General features: G+C 37.8%; 14 protein-coding genes. All 14 read right to left on the reverse strand.

The genetic code is table 11. The annotated features are described in order from the left end of the window. Positions 1-496: 496 nt before the first annotated feature. The 14 genes from QUG14_RS09575 to QUG14_RS09640 all read right to left on the reverse strand — a co-directional run bounded on the left by QUG14_RS09575 (position 497) and on the right by QUG14_RS09640 (position 16563). Positions 497-1750 carry a competence/damage-inducible protein A gene (locus QUG14_RS09575; RefSeq protein ID WP_289340286.1) on the reverse strand — a complete coding sequence of 418 codons (1254 nt, stop codon included), beginning with the start codon at positions 1748-1750 and terminating at the stop codon, positions 497-499. 18 nt (positions 1751-1768) lie between these two features. Then, on the reverse strand, positions 1769-2347 hold the full coding sequence (pgsA, locus tag QUG14_RS09580) for a CDP-diacylglycerol--glycerol-3-phosphate 3-phosphatidyltransferase (protein ID WP_289340287.1): 579 nt from the start codon (positions 2345-2347) through the stop codon (positions 1769-1771). A gap of 49 nt (positions 2348-2396) precedes the next feature. Continuing rightward, positions 2397-3299, reverse strand: coding sequence for a helix-turn-helix domain-containing protein (locus QUG14_RS09585; RefSeq protein ID WP_289340288.1), 903 nt, complete (start codon positions 3297-3299; stop codon positions 2397-2399). A 20-nt stretch (positions 3300-3319) separates the two neighbouring features. Then, positions 3320-4111 carry a DUF3388 domain-containing protein gene (locus QUG14_RS09590; protein WP_289340289.1) on the reverse strand — a complete coding sequence of 264 codons (792 nt, stop codon included), beginning with the start codon at positions 4109-4111 and terminating at the stop codon, positions 3320-3322. A 155-nt stretch (positions 4112-4266) separates the two neighbouring features. Further along, positions 4267-4524: a DUF3243 domain-containing protein gene (locus tag QUG14_RS09595; RefSeq protein ID WP_179602315.1), complete on the reverse strand. Its 258-nt coding sequence runs from the start codon at positions 4522-4524 to the stop codon at positions 4267-4269. Positions 4525-4602: 78 nt separating this feature from the next. Beyond that, positions 4603-5325 carry an elongation factor P 5-aminopentanone reductase gene (gene ymfI, locus QUG14_RS09600; RefSeq protein WP_289340290.1) on the reverse strand — a complete coding sequence of 241 codons (723 nt, stop codon included), beginning with the start codon at positions 5323-5325 and terminating at the stop codon, positions 4603-4605. Between the two features lie 74 nt (positions 5326-5399). Further along, on the reverse strand, positions 5400-6689 hold the full coding sequence (gene yfmH / locus QUG14_RS09605) for an EF-P 5-aminopentanol modification-associated protein YfmH (RefSeq protein WP_289340291.1): 1290 nt from the start codon (positions 6687-6689) through the stop codon (positions 5400-5402). Then, on the reverse strand, positions 6689-7969 hold the full coding sequence (yfmF, locus tag QUG14_RS09610) for an EF-P 5-aminopentanol modification-associated protein YfmF (protein WP_289340292.1): 1281 nt from the start codon (positions 7967-7969) through the stop codon (positions 6689-6691). Before yfmF ends, yfmH begins: the two co-directional genes overlap by 1 nt. Positions 7970-8328: 359 nt before the next feature. After that, positions 8329-9288, reverse strand: a complete 960-nt coding sequence (locus QUG14_RS09615) for an ABC transporter permease (RefSeq protein ID WP_289340293.1) — start codon at positions 9286-9288, stop codon at positions 8329-8331. Next, on the reverse strand, positions 9289-10335 hold the full coding sequence (locus tag QUG14_RS09620) for an ABC transporter permease (protein WP_289340294.1): 1047 nt from the start codon (positions 10333-10335) through the stop codon (positions 9289-9291). It abuts the gene before it with no gap. Continuing rightward, positions 10328-11863: an ABC transporter ATP-binding protein gene (locus tag QUG14_RS09625; RefSeq protein WP_289340295.1), complete on the reverse strand. Its 1536-nt coding sequence runs from the start codon at positions 11861-11863 to the stop codon at positions 10328-10330. The genes QUG14_RS09620 and QUG14_RS09625 overlap by 8 nt, the downstream gene beginning before the upstream one ends. Positions 11864-12054: 191 nt before the next feature. Further along, a complete protein-coding gene (locus QUG14_RS09630; protein ID WP_289340296.1) occupies positions 12055-13140 on the reverse strand; it encodes a BMP family lipoprotein in 1086 nt (361 codons plus the stop codon). Between the two features lie 84 nt (positions 13141-13224). Further along, positions 13225-13950 carry a GntR family transcriptional regulator gene (locus tag QUG14_RS09635; RefSeq protein WP_095247628.1) on the reverse strand — a complete coding sequence of 242 codons (726 nt, stop codon included), beginning with the start codon at positions 13948-13950 and terminating at the stop codon, positions 13225-13227. Positions 13951-14211: 261 nt separating this feature from the next. Beyond that, entirely contained in the window at positions 14212-16563 is a 2352-nt protein-coding gene (locus QUG14_RS09640) for an FtsK/SpoIIIE family DNA translocase (protein WP_289340297.1), read from the reverse strand. Between the last annotated feature and the right edge of the window lie 236 nt (positions 16564-16799).

The raw sequence follows: 16799 nt of genomic DNA on the forward strand, positions 1-16799 counted from the left end.
CCAAAATCTATAATTTAAATCCTATTAATAATATAACCTCTTTTTAGTCTTTTGTACAGCAAAAAAACGAACATTCATTCGACTTTTTTGGGGCAAATAATCATGTAATAATAGGTAATTTCCCACATATTTAAACCATTTTCAACAGTTTTTGATTTCTAATTTACCTTTATTATCTATTATCAGTCTTTTTCCTAGTAAGTTAGATTTGGTTATCCGAGAGTATTTTTCCTTTATGCGAGAGTAAATTCGCTTATCCGAGAGTATTTTCCGTTATGCGAGAGTAAATTTGCTTATCTGAGAGTATTTTCCGTTATGCGAGAGTAAATTTGCTTATCTGAGAGTATTTTCCGTTATGCGAGAGTAAATTTGCTTATCCGAGAGTATTTTTCCTTTATGCGAGAGTAAATTCGCTTATCCGAGAGTATTTTCCGTTATGCGAGAGTAAATTTGCTTATCTGAGAGTAAAGTTTTAGGATAAAAAAATCACAGAGAGCTAGTTAGCTTTCTGTGATTCTTGCAATTGCTTTAGTAAATAATAGCAGCCATATTTTACCGAACGGCTTCGGTTTGCTTCTCTTGTTCCGCCAAGTTCTAGCTTTTTAACCACTGTTTGCTGTCCTCTAATCGAAATCCCAATGTAAACTGTTCCAACAGGCTTGCCTTCCATTTCATCAGGTCCAGCAACACCGGTGAAACTAATCCCTATATCAGCAGATACTAAGGCCGCAACATTTTCAGATAGTTCTTTTGCACACTCATTACTAACTACCCCAAACTTTTCAATTGTTTCTTTTTTAACTCCCAAGACTTTTTCCTTTACCTCATTCGTGTAACAAACAACCCCGCCCTTAAGGACGGAACTAACACCTGGAACACTCGTTAGTTCTTGTTGAAACAATCCTCCTGTTAAACTCTCTGCAGCCGATATCGTCAACTTATTTTCCTTTAAGACTTTCACTAACTCAGCTACCAACGAAGTATTGTCATAACCATATAAAAACTGCCCTACTCGCGCCTTAATGTTACCCTCAACTTCATCAAGCATTACTTCTGCTGTTTGCAAGTCTTGGTGCTTTGCGGTTAACCGTAACGTGCATTCTCCATCTGCGGCAAGGGGCGCAATTGTTGGATTAGTTTGTTGCTCTATTAAATCAACAATTTCTGTTTCTAGTGAAGCCTCTCCGATTCCAAAGAACCTCAACACTCTAGAAACTATTTTCTCATCTGTTTTCACTTGTTTTGACAAAGCGGAAGTACCGAATTTCAAAAACATGGGCTCCATTTCTTTCGGAGGGCCTGGCAGTAGCATATATACGCAATTACCCTTCTCGACCATCATACCCGGTGCCATCCCATGATGATTTGGCAGGATAGTAGAGTCTTCTAAAACAAGGGCCTGCTTCTTATTATTTTCAGTCATTACCCTATTTCCCTTTTTAAAATAAAGTTCAATAGATTCTAATGCCTCTTGATCCATTACGAGATTTTTCCCTATATGGCGGGCAATTGTTTCCTTCGTTAAATCATCTTTTGTCGGCCCAAGTCCGCCGGTAAAAATAATCAAATTAGAGCGCTTTTCTGCGATTTCAATCGCAGACCTTAATCGGTCAGAATTATCACCAACCACTGTATGAAAAAAAACATTAATGCCAAGTCCAGCGAGTTGTTGCGATAAAAATCGTGCATTACTATTAACGATTTGACCTAGTAGTAATTCAGAACCAACAGCAATAATTTCTGCATTCATTATCCGTTACCCCAAGTTCTATTTAGAATTTTTAAAAACATGCATATTCTTCGCAAAATAATCCCATCCTGACCAGATAGTAAAAATCAATGCAACCCATAATGCTAGATCATCAAATGGAAATCCAATCATTTCAAAAATAATATTATGTAATAAAAGTGCAGAAATTGCGATTATTTGTGCCCAGGTTTTGATTTTCCCAAGGTTATTGGCCGCTACCACTTCTCCACCTTCTACGAGTAAGAGACGAAGACCGGTAACTGCGAATTCTCTGCTTATAATTGCAATAACAATCCAAGACGCTGCATATCCTAAATCAACTAAGACGACCAATGCAGCAGATACAAGTAACTTATCAGCTAGCGGATCGAGAAATTTCCCCATATTTGTAACAAGATTATATTTTCTGGCGTAATAGCCATCTACCCAATCTGTCGAAGAAGCAAAAATAAAGATTAGTGCGCCAACAAAATGAGTAACCGGAAGATCAGCTCCCAAGAGGTGCATGTTTCCCCAATCAAAAGGGGCAAGCATAATTATCAAGAAAATAGGAATTAATAGTATCCTTGATATCGTTATTTGATTTGGTACATTCATTGTTTTGCCTCCAAGTATTAATAGAAGAAAAATAGTCATCACTGGATGACTATTCGTTCTTCGGAACGTATTGAATCGTTATGTTCTGAAGAACCTCATCAGCAGGTGTGATTGCATACTCAAGCTTTTGGTCATTTACGTAAATCTCTGTCGCGACCGTATTACCAACAACAATGACTGCTTTCGATTCTCCCGTTAAATCTACTTCCTTACTTTGTATATCAGTGGTTGATAATAACCCCTGGAACTTTGATACACCACTGCTATTTTTAACATTTATCCATGTTTTCCCTGTTGAAACCAGTTTCACAACAAATTTTTCTGCATTTTTCAAATCATAGGTTGAGTTTTCTCCACTGCTTTGTACGGCAGTTAATTCTTGTTTAGGCGTTTCTACAATCGGAGTTTCCTCAACAGTCTTTTGTTCATCATTCTTTTCTTCTTCAGTATCCTTTGTTTCTTCTTTTTTTGTCTCATCTGCTTTGTCTAGATTCTCAGAGCGAACAAATTTAACGGGTTCATCTTTCTTATTAATGATATCATTCGCTTTGTCACCAACGTTATTAACAACAAAATAATACAGCACACCAGCAGCACCAATAATAAAGACCCCTATCAAGACTTTTGGGATAATATCGAATATTTTCGATGATCCTTCTGTTACAGTCTTTCGGGTTTTTACTCTAGACAATTGTTCTGGTAAATCTTCATTGTGAGTTGCAGGTATTTCACTTTTATATGTTTCAAAAATTTCATCGGGATTAAGTTGAAGAGCTTCAGCATATTGCTTTACAAAAGCACGGACATAAAAATTTCCTGGCATGCTAGAGTAATTGCCTTCTTCAATACCTATTAAATATCGCTTTTGTATTTTTGTGATTGACTGTAAATCCTCTAAGCTTAACCCTTTGGCTAATCGCGCTTCTTTTAGTCGATTACCTAATTCAGTCACCAGTTAACACCTTCCAATTATTAAAATCCAAAATCTCCAAAATCAGAGCCAGAGAATAAGTTATTTTGGTCAACAATGTCATATGTAATTTCTTCATCAGCATCGTTTCTTAATTCGATAATATAGTCAAAATCATCCAGGGTATACTCAGAATTTTGAACAAAGATATCAGGATGTTCGACCACTTTAACCGCAGGTAAACGCATGATCTCTCGTACAAGTTGCCAATGCCGCTCACTTGCACGTTTGGTTGAAACAATTCCGTCAAGAATGAACAAATTGTTTTCGTTGTATTCATCTTGAATCAGCTGATTCCGTATGGTTTGTTTTAAAAGAGTGGAAGAAACAAATAGCCACCGTTTATTGGCACAGACACTCGCTGCAACTACAGACTCTGTTTTCCCTACCCTAGGCATCCCACGAATCCCTATCAGTTTGTGTCCTTCCTGCTTAAATAATTCAGCCATAAAATCAACTAATACCCCAAGTTCATTTCGAACAAATCGGAATGTCTTTTTATCATCAGCATCACGTTGTATGTACCGCCCATGACGAACTGCCAGCCTGTCACGTAGTTTTGGTTCCCTAATCTTAATTACTTTTATTGTGTCCATTGTATTTAAAATTGACTCTAACCGTTTAATTTGATTATCATCTTTTACTAAAATCAATAACCCACGTCTACCTTCATCTACTCCGTTAATCGTTACAATATTAATCGACAGCATCCCGAGTAATGAAGAAATGTCGCCCAATAAACCAGGACGGTTTTTTTGAATCTCATATTCTAAATACCACTCTTTCTTCTCCATAAAAAACCTCCTAAGCGTAAACGACAAAATTTTCATTCCTTATCTATCCATAATAATATATGATTTCGATTGAAGATGAAAGCAAAAACAAGTTCAATACCCATTTAATATGTTTTGCTTCAAAAATGCAAAAAAAGAGAGGTTAACCCTCTCTCTTAGCGACTACCATTATTTTGAACTAATTTAACCATAATGTTAGCAATTGCTTGCTGCTCTTCCTTGTCTGCCACAGACCATAAGTCTGCCAGGATTCTCTCCTGCTCGTTTTTAGGCTCAACCTGTTCAGATAGATAATCACCAATTTGTAATGCAAGCGCACTTATAGCACCTTCGCTCATCCCTTCATTTTGTGCTTGATGAAGGCGGTCAGCAAGAAAGTCTTCCCATTGTTTCCAGTTATCTAAAACAGACATATTAAACCCTCCTTTATGTTGTACAGTGTTATTTTGCTTTGTTATGAGGGTTATTATTCATAAAATATTATGTATAATTCATGTATACCAACCGCCATTAATTGAAAGAACTTGGCCTGTTATATATGAAGAATCGTCTGAAAGCAGAAACTTTACACCATTAGCAATTTCCTCTGGAAGACCCAGTCTGCCCATTGGGATTTCATATTGAAGCAACTGTTTATCCTCCTCTGAGAATTGCCCCATCATAGGTGTCTCAACGGCACCAGGTGCAATCGCATTCACACGCACTCCATTTAATGCGACCTCTTTGCTTAAGGCCTTTACAAATGAAATTTGCGCCCCTTTTGCAGTCGAATAGGCAACTTCACAAGCTGCGCCAGTTTGACCCCAAATGGAAGAAATAAGGATGATATTTCCTGATCGTTTTTTCACTAACTTTGGCAACAATTCTTTTGTAATCAATAATGGATTCGTAACATGAACCCTCATTATCGATTCTACCTCCTGTTGATTGGTATCCACCAGGAGACCATAATGGCTATTTCCACTACAATGAATAATCGCATCGAGGGAGAAAATTTGCGAACAAATCTTTTTGTATCCCTCAGGATCCTCTAGATTAGCTTGAATCGTTATGTATTCTCCGCCAAAGGGTTTGACTTGTGCTAATAATTCTTTTATTGATTTTTCATTTTGATTAAAATGTAAATATAAATGATACCCCAAAGACGCTAACTTTAAGGCAGCCGCTTGCCCGATCCCGCCGCTTGCTCCCGTGATTAATGCATATTTTCCCACGTGCTTCACTCTTTCTCAATAAACTACTCCTACTATAAACGAAAAGAAAAGCGCCGGCTAGCGACGCTTACACATTATTTCTTTGGTATCACTTGACATACTGAGAAACGCTCTTCCGAAATAACTTCTGACGCCATCGTTTTAACATCATTTAAGGTGATTTTCTCTAATGTAGGAACAACATCAAATAAATTCATGTCATTAAAGGCATATCTTGTGAATTGATTTGCAATATACTCGGGTGAATTCACAGCACGTAAAAATCCCCCAATTTTCTTCTTTTTTGCCCTATCTAATTGCTCTTCTGTAAAAGTGGTTCCGTTTTTCGCTTGAAATAACATGTCTTTAAGTTGATCAGTTAATTTTTCAGGATTTTCAGTATCCCCGCCAATCATCGCAAAGCCAAATCCCTGTTCCTGTGTATAGTCATAAGAGAAAGTTTCATCAATAAGACCATCATTATAAAGTTGAGTATAATTGTCTGAACTTTTTCCAAACATCAAATCTAGGAGTACATTCATTGTTAACTCATTCTTTAACAACTCAGCTCCCGATTGATCTACGTGAAGTGCTTTCATCCCTATTAAACATTTAGAGGTTTGCACATTCATCTCTAGGACTTGTTTCTGCTGGGCTGCATGTACAGGTTCATCTTCAAACTTACGCTTAATTTCTGGCATGTCTTCGTATACCTTTTTCAGTTGGTTATCTCTGATTTGGTCCATAAATTTCGTGGGGTCCACTGGGCCAACAATAAACAACAACATATTGCTTGGGTGATAAAAAGTATTGTAGCATTCATAAAGCAAGTCTTTTGTGATATGGGAGATTGATTCTATTGTACCTGCTATATCAATCTTTACCGGATGGTTTTGATATAGATTTTGAATCAGGCCAAAATAGAGACGCCAATCCGGATTATCGTCATACATGGTGATTTCTTGACCAATAATTCCTTTTTCCTTTTCAACCGTTTTTTCCGAAAAGTAAGGATCTTGAACAAAATCAACTAACGTTTTCAGGTTCTTCTCTACATCCGAAGTACTGGAAAATAAATATGCTGTCCGGGTAAAGGATGTAAAGGCGTTTGCAGATGCCCCCTGCCTGCTGAACTGTTGAAAGACATCTCCGTCTTCTTTTTCAAAGAGCTTATGCTCAAGAAAATGAGCAATCCCATCCGGTACCTTTACATATTCCTCTTTCCCTAAAGGTACAAAGTTATTATCAATCGATCCGTATTTTGTTGTAAATGTGGCAAATGTCTTGTTAAATCCCTTTTTAGGTAAAATATATACATTTAACCCATTGGGTAACTTTTCGTGGTAAAGTTCTTCCTGGAGTTGGTCGAAATTAATTTTCTCCATTATTTTACCGCCTCCGTTCCTGTTAAGAAGTAGATGGTATCAAGCTCGATCTTGTTGGCAACTGCCATGATTTCATCGCTTGTTGTTTTTTCCATATCCGTAATCCACTGCTCAAGTTTAATATCCTTGCCAGCCACAACGTTATGGTAAAGTATCTCCGTTAATCCTCTAGAGGTATCAATGGTTTCAAGAATCTGATTTCGAATAACTGCTTTTGTTTGAACTAATTCCTGATCAGAAAAATCGCCTTTTTTCATGGCTTCTAATTGGTCGCGAATAATGCCTACTGCCTGATCATAGTTCTTTAAGTCTATCCCTGACATTACCATCATGAGTCCCTTATGGCTTTCGAGCCTGCTTGAGACATAATAGGCTAAACTAGCCTTTTCGCGGACATTGATAAACAATTTCGAGTGTGAAAAACCTCCAAAAATGCCATTAAACAATTGAAGAGCAAAATAGTCGGAATCACCATAGACGATATTTGTTCGGTAACCTATATTTAGTTTTCCTTGCTTTACATCCTGCTCTTCTTTCATTTCATGGACTTTTTCCTTTTTCTCAACCTTTGTAGTTTCAATTTTTTTCGGTGTGCGCTCTGCGAATTTCAAAAGTTCATTGGCGAGGCTTTTCACCTCATCTTCCTTTACATCACCAATTACATAAAGGTCCATTTCGTCTTCGGAAAAAGCTTTTTGATAATAATCGAATAACGTTTCTGGCGTAATTCCTTCTACATCCTCTGCTTCACCATTCACTTGAAGAGCGTACGGCTCACCTTTACACATTTCTTCAAGGAGTCGGACATTTGAATACCGCATTTTATCATCATATACGGATTGAATTCTTTGTTTTAAAGATCTCTTTTCTTTGTTCACTGTATCTTGATCAAATGCATTTCCAGATAAATTCGGTTTAGTTAAAACCTCTGCAAGTAGTTCAAACCCTTTTTTTAATAAAGGAGTGGAATCACTTAAAAACTTTTCATTGGCGATTTCCAGCGTGAAACTGACTATATGGTATTCACCTTTTTTGGCTAAGTCAATAAACAGTGTTGCACCATACAATTCATCTAAATAAGAGCGCAATGCAGTAGTTGTCGGGTAATTAGCAGAACTACTTTGTAATACTTGAGGCAGCAGGGCTCGTTTGGTTACATCCTCCTTTGTTAAGGGAGCTTTCATTTTCCAAACAAAGGTATTTGTTTTATATTTATCTGTTTCAATGACATGGAGTTTGTACCCCTGCATGTTCGTAATTTTTTCTGCAGTTGAATCCATTGAATGACCTCCTTATAATTTCTAATTTCTTCTTATACTATATGTAAACATTCATCCGGTTATTTTACATCATTTCCATTGTAATAAACCGTTATTCTTACTATAATTTGCCAAGCTTGTTCAATACAAGTTTTAAGATTTGCTTTGTTAAAGTTACCTGCTGATTTGCGCTCCAGGTGCTTCGCTTTCCGCAGGATGTCCGGGGAGCCTCCTCGACGCTAAAGCGTCTGCGGGGTCTCCCCTGCCCCTTACTCCTGCAGGAGTCTCGCACCTTCCGCTCCAATCTAACAAAGTTAAATGCTGTAAAATTTATCAACAAAAAACCCTCGGTTGATTGTACCGAGGGTTTGGTGGGAAATTTATCTGCTTCCTTTGATATAATGTGTTCCACTTGCTTTTGGAGCGTCTGCGCGGCCAATAAAACCTGTTAGCGCTAAGATGGTTAACACATATGGAGCAATTAATAGATATACATTTGGAATATTTTCCAAGAAAGGCAAACTTGAACCGATAATACTGATACTTTGTGCAAAACCAAAGAATATTGCAGCACCAAGTGAACCAAGTGGATGCCATTTACCAAAAATCATTGCTGCGAGTGCCATAAAGCCTTGTCCACTAATGGTTGAATGGCTGAAGTTTGAAGTAATGGATTGTGCATAAACACCACCGCCAATACCTGCTAAAGCACCAGATATAATGACACCAAGATAACGCATTTTTGTTACGTTAATACCCATTGTATCAGCAGCCATTGGGTGTTCACCAACTGAACGAAGTCGAAGTCCAAATGGTGTTTTAGCGATGACGTACCAAACAATAACAGCTACTAAAATCGCAAAGAATGAAGTCCAATACGTGTTTTGGAAAAATATTTCACCAATAACAGGTATATCTTTTAAAACTGGTATATCAATTTTATTAAATCCTTTACTGATAATTCCTGTTTCACCTTTATCATAAATAAGTTTAACGAGGAACAAAGTCAAACCAGAAGCGAGTAAGTTAATAGCTACCCCGGAAACTGTATGGTCAGCACGGAATGTAATTGCCGCAACCGCATGTAAAATCGAGAATATCGCACCGGCAGCCATAGCAACAAAGATAGCAATCCATGGTGTTAAGCTTCCGAAGGTTTCAACAAACGTTAAATTAAAAACAATTGCCGTAAATGCACCAATAACCATTAATCCTTCTAATCCAATATTTACAACCCCAGAACGTTCTGAGAAAATACCGCCTAATGCAGTGAAGAGAAGTGGAGCAGCCCATAAAAGAGTGGATGGAACGACAATCATCAAAATATCCATTAAGCTCACTTACTTCACCCCCTTTTTACTGAACTTATCTAGTATAACTCTTATCATATAACTCGCCGCAACGAAGAATACGATTAGGGCAATGATGATGTCTACAAGTTCATTTGGAACGCCAGCTTCAAGAGGCATATTTAAAGCACCGACTTCTAGAATACCGAAGAGGATGGCAGAGAAGAATACCCCAAGTGCAGTGTTAGCTCCTAATAGCGCAATCGCAATACCGGTGAAACCTACGCCAGTAAATCCACCTTTAACAGCTGCATATCCAAACGTACCTAGTCCTTCCATTGCTCCTGCTAAACCAGCAAATGCACCGGAAATAACCATTGATAACACAATATTATTATTAACATTCATACCAGCATAATGTGCTGCATGCTGGTTAAATCCTACTGCTCTTAATTCAAAACCTCTAGTTGTTTTTTCTAATAAGAACCACATAATGAAACAACATATAATTGCTATAAAAATTCCCCAGTGAAGTCGTGAAAAGTCTGTTAATTCTTGGAACCATTCTGACCGTAATGTTGCTGATTCTTTTACAAGCTCTGTTTTATCTCCATTATCTGATAATACATTACGAATAATGTAGTTAGTAACATGAAGTGCAACATAGTTCATCATAATCGTAACGATTACTTCGTGAACGCGGAAGCGAGCTTTTAATAAACCTGGGATATACGCCCAAATTGCTCCAGCAACGATAGATGCGATGATTGCCAGCGGCAAGTGAATCACTCTTGGCAGGTCAAATGCAACCCCAACCCATACAGCAGCAAGCCATCCGACAATAAATTGCCCTTCAACCCCAATATTGAATAATCCAACTCTGAAAGCAAAAGCAACGGCTAAACCAGCTAAAATATATGGGGTAAATTGTCTAACGACTTCTCCCATATAATAAACGTCACCAAAAGCACCATTCCATAATGCAGTAAAAGCAGCACCTGGATTATATCCACTTACTAACATAATAATTGTTCCAACAAGAATACCTAATAAAACGGCAATAACTGGTGTAATAATTCCCCTTAAGCGTTTAGACATTTGTTGCTTCACCCGCTTCCTTTCTATTCGATCCAGCCATTAATAATCCAAGCTCTTGCTCAGTCGTTTCTTTAGGATTAACAACAGCAACAATTTTCCCTTCGTAAATAACGGCAATACGGTCACTTACGTTCATAATTTCATCTAACTCAAATGAAATTAATAAGACAGCTTTCCCATTATCACGTTGTTCAATTAAACGTTTATGGATAAATTCAATCGCTCCAACATCCAAACCACGGGTTGGCTGTGCCGCAATTAGTAGATCTGGATCTCGATCAACCTCACGTCCAATAATCGCTTTTTGCTGATTTCCACCAGACAATGCACGTGCTAGCACATACTCACTTGGTGTACGAACGTCGAACTCTTCAATTAAGTTTCTAGCCTTATTGTAAATCTCTTTAAAGTTCAAAATACCATTTTTAGAATATGGTTTTTTGTTATAAGTTTGTAACACCATATTTTCCCCAATTGGGAAGTTTAACACTAAGCCGTGTTTGTGACGGTCTTGAGGAATATGACCAACGCCTGTGTCAGTTATTTTTCTCGGTGAAAGATTTACTAGTTCTTTACCATTTAACTTCACACTGCCGCTCTCTGATTTTCTCAGTCCAGTAATGGCCTCGATAAATTCCGATTGGCCGTTTCCATCGACACCGGCAATACCAACAATTTCTCCTGCGCGAACTGACAAGTCTAAACCATTAACAACTGTAACACCACGAGTATCTTTTACTACTAAATCCTTAACTTCAAAAACTTCCTGTTTTGGGTTTCCAGGACTCTTTTCTGTTTTAAAAGTTACTTCACGACCTACCATTAAACTTGCAAGCTCATTAGGATTTGTTTCATTTACATTTACAGTTCCAATCCCTTTCCCTTTACGAATAACCGTACAACGATCACAAACCTCCATGATTTCTTTCAGCTTGTGGGTAATAAGGATAATGGATTTACCTTCCTTAATAAGCGTTTTCATTATTTGAATTAATTCTTTAATTTCTTGAGGTGTAAGTACAGCAGATGGTTCGTCAAAAATTAGAATCTCAGCACCACGGTATAGCGTTTTTAGGATTTCTACCCTTTGCTGCATTCCCACAGAAATATCAGAGATTTTTGCTTGAGGATCAACAGATAGTCCATAACGTTCAGAAATGGCACGAACTTCCTGTTCAGCCTTCTTAATGTCAATACGTCCTGCAGATGTTATTTCTTTACCTAGAATAATATTTTCGGTGACGGTAAATGTATCTACAAGCATAAAGTGTTGATGCACCATTCCAATTCCTAGATCATTTGCAATGTTTGGATTTGAAATGTTCACTGGTTTTCCTTTTACACGGATTTCTCCGGCTTCAGGTTGATATAATCCAAAAAGGACGTTCATTAAAGTTGATTTACCCGCACCATTTTCACCGAGTAAAGCATGAATCTCTCCTTGTTTCAACTGAAGTGTAATGTTGTCATTCGCAACAAATCCACCGAATTCCTTACGGATATTGAGCATTTCAATTACATAATCCATTTATTTCACTCCCCATAATAAGGTAAAATTATTCATCAGTAGTAAGAGGTCAGACTTTTAATATTTTTTAAAAAAAGGGATATCCTCCCTACTTAAATCCTAAATGAAAGGTAGAAAACATTTTCTACACTTCAGTTAAGATTTTAAATTAAGAATAAGCGGGAGTAACATATCCCGCTTATTTAAGTTAATTATTTTACAGTAAATTTCTCAAGTTCAGCACGAGTTCCAGGAACTGTGATATCCCCTGATTTAATTTTTTCTACCCAATCTTGCACTGCCTTTTCAATATCAGCTTTGTTAGCAACCTTATCATTGATAGGTGCTACACCTACACCATCTTGTTCAAGACCGTATAATGCAACTTCTCCACCTGGGAAGTTACCTTCTTTAGCTTTTGTAGCTAAGTCTTTAACTGCTACGTCAACACGCTTAAGTGCTGAAGTAAGAACTACTTCTGGTCCCATGTCGTTTTGGTCACGGTCTACACCGATTGCCCAAATTTCTCGTGCTGGATCTTTCTTCTTCAAGTCGCCAGCTTCTTTGAATAATCCGTTACCAGTTCCACCAGCTGCGTGGAAGACAACATCTGCGCCAGAAGAATACATTTTAGAGGAGATTGTTTGACCAAGTTCTGCTTTATCAAATGCACCAGCATATTGTACGTCAACTTTAACTGTTGGTTTCGCAGCTTTAACTCCAGCTAAAAATCCTGCTTCGAAGCGCTCGATAACTGGGATTTCCATTCCACCGATAAATCCAATATGATCAGTTTTTGTTGCCATCGCTGCAGCAACACCAGCTAAGAATGCTGCTTCTTGCTCTTTAAATAGAACACTAGCAACGTTTGGCTGTTTAACTTCTGCATCAATAATTGCAAAGTTAGTTTCTTTTTGTTGTTGTGCAATCTCGTCAACTGCAGCTTGCATTAAGAAACCGATACCGTAAACTAAACCAAAATCTTGACGTGCAAGTGTGTTAAGGTTCGTTGAGTAGTCAGCATCAGATTTAGATTGAAGGTACGTATATCCTTTTGTTCCTTCTTCTAAATTGTTGTCCTTACCAAAAGCTTGAAGACCTTCCCAAGCAGATTGGTTGAAAGATTTGTCATCAACTCCACCAACGTCAGTAACCATCGCAACTGTAAATGGTTTTTCTTCTTCTTTGTTACCACCTGTAGCACCTTCGTTTTTGTCATCAGCTTTACCACAAGCACCTAATAGTGTTCCTGCAGCAAGTACAAGCGATAACGCCATACCAATTTTGCGCTTTTTCAAGGAAAAGACCCCCTATATATGTTTTTTGATTTAGTAGAAATGCACTAAATAGCAGATTTTTTCTGTTTTAAGTATGGGTCAAGGTTAAAACCTTTTTCTTAATACCTGAAAACTAAATTTATCTGCTTTAAAGTAGTTTACCGAAAAAAGGACTGGTTCATCCATTTCATCGAAATGCATTTGCTTTAAAACGAGCAATGCAGTTTCTGGTTCACATTCTAGAATTGGGGAAATTTTCTCATGATAACCAATTGGTTCAATCTGAGCAACCGCATATGTAATTTTTCGGTTTGCCTCCTCTTCCAAAATGGAAAAAATTGATTCCTCTCCATGTGAAAATGTCTCTGGCAAGATTTTTTCAGGTACCTTGTCGATACAGTACACAACAGGTTCCCCGTTTGCAGTTCTAACCCGCTCCATGATCACAATTTCCTCATTTGCAGAACATGAGAAACGACGAATGTCCTCTTCAGTAGCTCCAACAGTTGATGAACTTAAAAAGATTGTTCCTGGTTTCATCCCCGCCTGAAATATCATATCTGTAACACTATTTAGTTGTTCGATCCCTGAGGTAAACAGCGGCTTAGAATTAACAAATGTCCCAACACCGTGGCGACGAATGATAACGTTTTCTTCTTCAAGTATGCGTAATGCCTCTCGAAGTGTTGCTCTGCTTACTCCAAGATGTTTGGCAAGATCGAATTCGGATGGAAGCTTTTCTTTTTCTTTGTAAACTCCTAGTTCGATATCTTGTTTTAACCGATCGATAACTTGTAGGTATAAATGTCGGTTATCTAGCTTAATAGACATGCGGGTACCTCCAGCTCTTTCTTAAGACATCAGACATCTGATGTATAATCATTCCTACTAATCGAAAATAATATAACATTTTTTTTTGCATATGGAAATAGAATTTCAACATTTTGTCGAAAAAAGCCAGAATGTCGAAAATTGTCAAAAATAATAGGTCTTTTTACTCGGAAATCTGCTATAATTTATAGTTGTCTATATAACATTGGAATATTTAGGTAATTTATGGTAAAAAAAGAAGAGCCCAAAAAGGCTCTAGGTTTAATTCACTTCTTCATTTGGTTTTGAATGTAAAACTGCTCGTGGTTTACTTCCCTCATATGAACCAACAATCCCTCGTGCTTCCATTTCATCTATCAAACGTGCCGCTCTCGTGTAGCCTATCCGGAATCGACGTTGTAACATTGAAACGGAAGCTGTTTGCATTTCTATCACCAAATCCACTGCATCACCATATAACTCATCGTCAACCTCACCGACTGCCTCCGTTATTTCATCTGGAATCATTTCTTCTTGATATTGAGCCTTTTGCTGTCCAATAACAAAATTTACTGTGTCCTCTACTTCATTGTCAGAAAGAAAAGCTCCTTGCACCCGAACTGGTTTTGAAGCCCCAACCGGTAAAAATAACATATCTCCCCTGCCTAACAGTTTTTCAGCACCGCCCATATCCAAGATGGTTCTTGAATCCGTTGCACTTGAAACCGCAAAAGCAATTCTTGAAGGAATATTTGCTTTAATAACACCTGTGATGACATCTACTGATGGACGCTGTGTAGCTATAATCAAGTGAATACCAGCAGCTCTAGCCATTTGTGCAAGTCTAGTAATGGAATCCTCTACATCTGAAGAGGCTACCATCATTAAATCAGCTAACTCGTCTACAATCACAACAATATATGGCAATAGAGGCTGTTTGTCATTCTCTTCCACGTTATGCCTTTTAACATGGTCATTATACCCTTCTATATTACGTGTTCCGGTATGAGAGAACAGTTCATAGCGTCTTTCCATTTCACTTACAACCTTTTTCAAAGCCTGCGATGCTTTTTTAGCATCTGTTACTACAGGTGCTAAAAGGTGCGGTACTCCATTATAGACATTTAACTCAACCATCTTTGGATCAATCATCATTAATTTTACTTCATGAGGCTTAGCTCTCATTAATATGCTGGTAATAATACCATTAATACATACACTTTTCCCACTTCCGGTTGAACCGGCTACAAGTAGATGCGGCATTTTATTTAATTCAGCCAGTACAGCCTCCCCAGTAATATCTCTGCCAAGACCAATAAGCAGTTTCGATTCTGGTTTATTATTTTGTGTTGCTTCTAGTACCTCTCGTAAGGATACAACTGCCACCTCTGAATTAGGAACTTCAATTCCTATAGCAGACTTTCCAGGAATAGGGGCTTCAATTCGTATATCTTTAGCAGCAAGTGCTAATGCTAGATCATCACTTAAACTGACGATTTTACTAACCTTCACTCCAACATCAGGGTGAACTTCGTATTTTGTAACAGCTGGACCAAGATGTACTTGAGTCACACGTGCCTTCACTCCAAAACTCTGAAAAGTCCTTTCAAGTTTAGCTGCATTTGCATGGATTAATTCATATTCCCCACTCTGATCCGTTTTCTTTGGCAGCTTAAGGAGTCTTAACGGCGGTAATTCATATGCTACATTCTCCACTTCTGTAAAGGTAATTGGCGGCGTGGAATCTTCTTCTGGTATTTTTTGTTCATTTCCTTTATGCTTTGAATCCTCTTTCCTTCGTTTTGCTTTTTGTGGCTCTTCGTCAGAATATGCACGATCTGCAAAGCTGGAGATAAGAGGTTCAGGTGTCACGAACTCATCCTGGACATTTTGTAAGGGAGGATTGATTTCTGGTTGAACAGATGCTGCTGCTGCACGGTTCTCTCGTTCCCGTTGCTGTTGTATTCTTTTTTCTTCCCTGCGCTCCTGTTTTTTCTGCTTCCATTCTTCGACATCCAATTTAAAGGCATTCCACTGTCCCTTTGAAAATTCAATTATCGTCGTTCCTACTTTAGCAATAAAATCTCCAAATGATTTACCTGTAAGTAAAATAAAGCCTATTAAAATAAAGATAAATGCAATAATCTTTGTACCCGTTTCAGCAAAGAGATAATGAAACATTGCAAAAAGAACAGCACCAATCATTCCTCCGCCAAGGTCGATTGTACTCGTTTCCCCTTTGACTTCCATCATAAATATTTCCCATGTATTACTAATGACACTAGGATCTTTAAAATTCCCATCATTAGTTAGTAAATGAAAAAGTGTTACATGGCTTAAAAGCAAAATAGAAGAAACGATAAGATAAGTGCCAATTAATTTTGTATGAAAGATAAAAGGTATTGTCCGTTTCCACATCAGATACACACTTAAGATCACAAGACCAATCAAACTTAGCATATACCATTCCCCCATCCAAAAACGGAAAAATAATACTGCTGCTTCACCTACGGCTCCCAATTTTGCAATTGAAATAATAGCTAGCGCTAATAATGCTAGCGCTGTAAGCTCAAATTGAACGGTTTGTTTTAAATGATTATCTCTCTTTTTTGATCTTCTCTTTTTCTTTGCCATCTAATCACCTGTCTATAAAAGTGTAGTACTATCATTAGCAACCTTTTGCATTATCAAACATATGTATGAATGCTTTAATGGAAGGCTTTGTTAAATTTGTCTGTTGATTTTCGCTCCATTAAGGAAAGCATCTACGAATACTCGCCGCAGGGACAGGCGATTTTTGCCTGTCACCAGGCACTTCGCTTTCCGCGGGCGGTCCGGGGAGCCTCCTCGGCACTTTTGCGCCTGTGGTG

This window comes from Neobacillus sp. CF12 (assembly GCF_030348765.1).
In the GTDB taxonomy this organism is placed as follows: domain Bacteria; phylum Bacillota; class Bacilli; order Bacillales; family Cytobacillaceae; genus Neobacillus.

Excerpts from the sequence above, each read along its gene's own strand:
- QUG14_RS09575 (WP_289340286.1), bottom strand. The coding sequence starts at position 1,750 with ATGAATGCAGAAATTATTGCTGTTGGTTCTGAATTACTACTAGGTCAA.
- pgsA (WP_289340287.1), bottom strand. The coding sequence starts at position 2,347 with ATGAATGTACCAAATCAAATAACGATATCAAGGATACTATTAATTCCT.
- QUG14_RS09590 (WP_289340289.1), bottom strand. The coding sequence starts at position 4,111 with ATGGAGAAGAAAGAGTGGTATTTAGAATATGAGATTCAAAAAAACCGT.
- QUG14_RS09595 (WP_179602315.1), bottom strand. The coding sequence starts at position 4,524 with ATGTCTGTTTTAGATAACTGGAAACAATGGGAAGACTTTCTTGCTGAC.
- yfmH (WP_289340291.1), bottom strand. The coding sequence starts at position 6,689 with ATGGAGAAAATTAATTTCGACCAACTCCAGGAAGAACTTTACCACGAA.
- yfmF (WP_289340292.1), bottom strand. The coding sequence starts at position 7,969 with ATGGATTCAACTGCAGAAAAAATTACGAACATGCAGGGGTACAAACTC.
- QUG14_RS09620 (WP_289340294.1), bottom strand. The coding sequence starts at position 10,335 with ATGTCTAAACGCTTAAGGGGAATTATTACACCAGTTATTGCCGTTTTA.
- QUG14_RS09625 (WP_289340295.1), bottom strand. The coding sequence starts at position 11,863 with ATGGATTATGTAATTGAAATGCTCAATATCCGTAAGGAATTCGGTGGA.
- QUG14_RS09635 (WP_095247628.1), bottom strand. The coding sequence starts at position 13,950 with ATGTCTATTAAGCTAGATAACCGACATTTATACCTACAAGTTATCGAT.
- QUG14_RS09640 (WP_289340297.1), bottom strand. The coding sequence starts at position 16,563 with ATGGCAAAGAAAAAGAGAAGATCAAAAAAGAGAGATAATCATTTAAAA.